The sequence below is a fragment of the Pseudomonas sp. 32_A genome, assembly GCF_017490905.1.
Lineage (GTDB): Bacteria > Pseudomonadota > Gammaproteobacteria > Pseudomonadales > Pseudomonadaceae > Aquipseudomonas > Aquipseudomonas inefficax.
In genome coordinates, this window is record NZ_JAFGYI010000019.1 from 104,381 (window position 1) to 109,969 (window position 5,589).

General features: G+C 64.6%; 3 protein-coding genes. All 3 read left to right on the forward strand.

The genetic code is table 11. The features are described from left to right. The first annotated feature begins 517 nt into the window (after positions 1 to 517). Positions 518 to 3,235, forward strand: a complete 2,718-nt coding sequence (locus tag J5M58_RS14130) for a LuxR C-terminal-related transcriptional regulator (RefSeq protein ID WP_207878482.1) — start codon at positions 518 to 520, stop codon at positions 3,233 to 3,235. Between the two features lie 146 nt (positions 3,236 to 3,381). Continuing rightward, positions 3,382 to 4,989 carry a tetratricopeptide repeat-containing response regulator gene (locus J5M58_RS14135; protein ID WP_112252009.1) on the forward strand — a complete coding sequence of 536 codons (1,608 nt, stop codon included), beginning with the start codon at positions 3,382 to 3,384 and terminating at the stop codon, positions 4,987 to 4,989. Further along, a partial coding sequence (locus J5M58_RS14140) for a sensor histidine kinase KdpD (protein ID WP_207878484.1) occupies positions 4,986 to 5,589 on the forward strand: 604 nt, incomplete at its 3' end. The genes J5M58_RS14135 and J5M58_RS14140, both read left to right, overlap by 4 nt.

The window sequence follows — 5,589 nt, forward strand, 5'->3', positions numbered from 1 at the left end:
TTCGCGGCTAAAGCCGCTCCCACAGGTGCAACGCGAGCCCCAGGCCTGCGCCAATCCCATGTGGGAGCGGGCAAGCCCGCGAAGCAAGCGACACGGTACATGGCACCGGCTGCGCCGGTGTTCGCGGTTAAAGCCGCTCCCACAGGTACAGCGCGAGCCCCAGGCCTGCGCCAATCCCATGTGGGAGCGGGCAAGCCCGTGAAGCAAGCGACACGGTACATGGCACCGGCTGTGCCGGTGTTCGCGGCTAAAGCCGCTCCCACAGTTGCAGCGCGAGCTCCAGGCCTGCGCCAATCCCATGTGGGAGCGGGTTCACCCGCGAAGAGGCCGGAGCAGGCAATCAATCTGGTGAATACCTCAGCAAACCCCCACCGCAGCCCTTGTCTGTCAGCCATGTTGCTTTTTGTCGCAGTCTTTTCCTCGGTAATCGCGCCCTTTACCTTCAAATGCGCAGCGTTACCCGCTAGTCTCGCAAGCATCCATACCGCCGTAGTCTTCCAATCAGAACGAGCCGGCCATGACAGATCTGTCCCGTATGCATGGATTCGCCAGCCAGGCTCTGGGCCTGCTGGACGGGCGTTTCTTCCGGCCGCCCTTGCCGGACGGCCATGTGCCGCGCCTGCGCCTGTGCCAGCGGCTGCAAGCCGGCCTTGGCGGGCGGTTGTTGCTGGTCAATGCCCCGGCGGGTTTCGGCAAAAGCTCCCTGGCCATCGAATTTTGCGAAGCGCTGCCCGAGCACTGGCGTAGCCTGTGGCTGGGCCTGAGCCAACGGGATGCCGACCCTGGCCGCTTCCTGGAGCGCTTGCTCGAAGGCCTGCAGCAGTATTGCCCAGCGCTGGGCGGCCAGGCCATGGGCCTGCTGAAAATGCGCCAGCGCCACCAGCCGTTCGCCTTCGAGGAATGGCTCGACGGCCTGCTCGACGAGCTGGCGCTGTACCTGCAAGCCGATACTCCCTTGTTGCTGGTGCTGGACGACTATCACCTGGCCCAGGGGCCAGTGCTCGACCGTTGTCTGCAGTTCTTCCTCAATCACTTGCCCCCTGGCCTGGTGCTGCTGGTCACCAGCCGCCAACGCCCGGACTGGCACCTGGCGCGCCTGCGCCTGTCGCGGCAACTGGTCGAGCTCAACGAACAGGACTTGCGCCTGACCGCCGAAGAATCGCTGGCGGTGATCGGTCGCCAACCCACCGCTCTGCGTGGCCAGGCTCTGGACAACCTGATCCAGCGCAGCGACGGTTGGGTGGCCGGGTTGCGTTTCTGGCAACTGGCGGCCAGCGAGTCGGCTGACGAACAGGCCTTGCCCCAGGCCTTGCATGGCGGTGAAGGCCTGATCCGCGACTATCTGTTAGAAGAAGTCATCGAAATGCTGCCCACCGACGTACAGGCCTTCCTGTACGAAACGGCCTGCCAGGAACGTTTTTGCGCCCCGCTGTGCGATGCCATGCGCGGCCGCCACGACAGTGCCACGATCCTGCGCTTTTTGCAGGCGCACCAAGTGTTCCTGGTGCCGCTGGACGAGCATGGCCACTGGTTCCGTTATCACCACCTGTTCTCCGACCTGCTGCGCAGCCGCCAGGCCAGCGAGCCGCTGGTCGGCCTGCAGTTGCGCGCCTGTCGCTGGTTCGAAAGCCAGGGCCTGCTGGACGAAGCGGTGGAGCAGGCGCTGCGGGCCGGTCATCTTGATGTTGCCGCCGACCTGGTGCAGAGCCTGTCCGAGGAGCAACTGCTGGCCGAACAGAACGTCGGCATGCTGCTGCGCTGGAAGATGGACCTGCCCGACAGCCTGCTGATCAGCACGCCGCGGCTGATCGTGCTGTACAGCTGGGCGTTGGGCCTGGCTTGCCAGTTGGACGCGGCCGAAGAGTTGGCGGGTTATCTCAGCCGCTTCCTGCCCGCGCCTTCGGCGACCGCGCAAAAGTCCATGCTGGCCCAGTGGCTGGCGCTGAGTGGTGTGATCGCCCGTGGCCGAGGCGACCGCGAGCGCACCCTGGCCTATTGCGGCGAAGCGCTGCAGAGCCTGCCGAGCAAGCGGTATGGCCAACGCCTGGTGTGCCTCTCGACGCTGTCGAACCTGGCGATTGCCGATGGCGATTTCTGGCGGGCCCGCGGCTGGAACCGCGAGGCCCTGGAGCTGGCCCAGCGCGTCGGCAACCCATTGTTCGAGGCCCTGGCCCATTACGACCGGGCGCGGGTGCTGCATGCCCGTGGCGAGGTACTGCGCGCGCTGGACGAAGTGCGTCAGGGGCTGCAGCGCCTGCAAGGGCTGTCGGCACAGCGGCTGTATGCCGTGCGCGCCCGCCTGACGCTTTACGAAGGCTACCTGCTGGTATCGCGGCTGCAGCCATCCCAGGGCCGTGCCCGCTTGCGTGCTGGGCTGGGCGAGGCGCGCGCCTGCCGTGATATCAGTGTGCTCATCGGCCACTGCGTGATCGCTACGCTCGATGGCCGGGAAGGGCACTTTGCCGAGGCCTTTGCCGAACTGGCCGAGGCCGAGCGGCTGATGCATATCTGGGATGTACCGCCGGTGTATTACCTGGCCATGATCACCCTGGTCAAATGTGAATTGTGGCTGGCCCAGGGGCGCATCGACCTGGCCGAGTCCTGGCTCCTGCGCCTGGGCCAGACCTATGGCGGCGAGCAACCGGCGGCGGCCCCGGAGTTTCACCCGCTGCTGCCGTTGCACATCGCCTTGCAGCAGGCGTTGCTGGAGCGTATCCAGTCACGTAGCGACGACGCGGTGCAACGCCTGGCCAGCCTGGTCGAGCGCGGCCAGGCCAGTGGCGGCATGATGCTCAGCGTCAGTGCCCTGTGCCAATGGCTTGGTTTGTTGCTGGGCGAAGGCCGCGAAGAGCAGGCCGCCCAGTTGTTGCCACGGTTGCTGGAGGCAGCCCAAGGCGGCGTGCTGCAACCGTTCCAGCCTTTGCTGGAGCAGCACCCGCAGTGGCTTCATGAACAACTGCAGGCAGTTGCCGCCTGCCCGGTGCAGGCCGAGTTGCTCAAGCGCCTGCCGCCGCTGCCGAGCGCCAGCACCGGCAGCGGCGAGGCCCTGAGTGGCCGCGAACTGGCTGTGCTCGAGCTGATTGCCCAGGGGTGTTCCAACCAGCAGATCAGCGAGCGGCTGTTCATTTCCCTGCACACGGTGAAAACCCACGCCAGCCATATCAACAGCAAGCTGGGGGTGGAGCGGCGTACCCAGGCGGTGGCAAGGGCCAAGTCCCTGGGGCTGCTGACGTAGTACTGGCCTTGCAGGTCGTAGCTGGCTGAACGGATGGCCCGTGGCCGCCAACGCTCTACCCTCATCTTTCCCGACCAGCTGCCGATACAGCTATCGGTGGCATCGCCTCGCGCGATTTTTCAATCATTCCAAGGCAGGTCGTGTTGATGCTGCAGTACGGGCAAAAGAGCTTTCTGATCGTCGACGACTTTACCGACTTTCGCACGTCGACCCGTTCCATGCTGCGCGAACTGGGCGTGCGTGACGTGGACACCGCCGACAGCGGCGAGCAGGCGCTGCGTATGTGCGCGCAAAAGCGCTATGACGTCATCTTGCAGGACTTCCACCTGGGCGACGGCAAGAAGAACGGCCAGCAGGTGCTCGAAGACCTGATTCTCGACAAGCACATCAGCCATGAGTGCATATTCATCATGGTCACTGCCGAGAGCAGCCAGGCCATTGTCCTCAGCGCCATCGAGCACGAGCCTGATGCCTACCTGACCAAGCCGTTCAACCGGGTTGGCCTGGCCCAGCGCGTCGAGAAGCTGTACCAGCGCAAGACCCTGCTCAAGCCGATTCTGCAGGCCCTGGACCGCAGTCGCCCCGCCGAGGTGCTGGCGGCCTGCGCCGAGCTGTGCAAGCGCGACCCACGCCTGGCCCCGCTGTGCCTGCGCTATCGGGCCGATGCCTTGCGCAACCTCAACCGTTTCGACGAGCTGGAGAAGTTTCTCAAAGCCATCCTGGCCAGCCGCCCGCAGCCGTGGGTGTACTCGGCGTTGGGCAGCTTGATGCACAAGCGTGGCCAGAACGCCCAGGCCCAGGGCGTATACGAGCAGGCGCTCAAGGCCTTCCCGATCATGCCGGGCCTGTACGATGGCATGGCCGAGGTGCTGGTGGCCCAAGGCGAAACCAGGCGTGCGCAGAACATGCTCGAAGAAGCCGTGCGCCTCTCGCCTTTATCGGTGCGCCGGCAGTCGACGCTGGGCAAGCTGGCGTTGGAAAACGAAGACTTCGAGAGCGCTTCGAAGGCGTTCCGTCACGCGGTGACCCAGGGTCAGAGCTCACGCTACAAGGACGCAGAAAACAACCTGGGGCTGGTGCAGGCGTTGATGAACAAGAATGCCGGTTTTGGCCTGGATGCGCGCACCCGGGTCGAGATCAACGCCACGCTCAGCGAGGTAGCCAAGGAAAACCCCGAGGACCAGGGGCTGCAGGTGCGTGCCCGTATGATGAAGGCCGCCAGCCTGCAGCAGGCCGGCGACCCCGAAACAGCTGCCAAGCTGACCGAGCAGGCGATCCAGCGCCTGGACAAGATGAACCAGTTCTTCTCGGTGGATTCGGCCCTGACCGTTGCCGCGCAGTTGCAGGCCATGGGGCAAGAGGCCGCCGCCATCGGCGTGCTGAAGGGTTGTGTGGAAAGTTATGGCGACGACCCCAAGGTCATGGAGAGGGTCGGCAAGCTGACGGACGACCCCAGCGTGCTCAACGCCATAACCGAAGCGGTCACGCTCAATCGCCAGGGTGTGCGCAGTTACCAGGGGGGGCAGCTCGGCGAGGCGTTGCAGCTGTTCCGCAAGGCGCTGGGTTTGCAGCCAAAGAACATCAGCATTGCCCTCAACACCGCCCAGGCGTTGCTGCGCATCGGCGGAGACAGCCCTCAGCCCGCGATCATGCAGGAGTGCCGCGACGCCCTGACCAGCGTGGCCGGCATCCCCGCCAGCGACAACCGCTACGACCGCTACCGCAAACTGCACATCCGAGTGTTCGGCGCATGAATCAAGAAAACCAGGGGCTGGATTTTTCCACGGTGATCGCCTCCACCGTGCACGACCTGAAGAATTCCCTGTCGGCGCTGATCCAGTCCCACAACCAGTGGATGCAGCGCTTGCCCGAGGAACTGCGCGGTGGTGCCGAGCAGGGGGTGATGGAGCATGAGTTTCGCCACCTCAATGGCATGCTGGTGCAGTTGCTGGGGTTGTACAAACTGGGCGTGAACCAGTTGCCAGTGTGCCCTGACTACCACGAACTGGACGATTTCATCGAAGCCCAGCTGGCCGCGCACGAGGAAGTGCTCAAGCACAAGGACATCCTTGCCACCTGGCGCATCGACACCGACAACCCGCTGGGCTTCTTCGACCGCGAGCTGGTGGCCTCGGTGATCGCCAACGTGATTACCAACGCCACCCGCTTTGCCGCGCATGCCTTGCTGATCACCATCGAAGAGGCAGACAACCAGTTGGCCATCTGCGTCAACGATGACGGCCCGGGTTATCCACAGCGCATGCTCGAACGGCAGGAAGAATTCATCCAGGGTATCGATTCGACCAGCGGCAGTACCGGCCTGGGCCTGTATTTTGCGGCGCGGATCGCGGCAC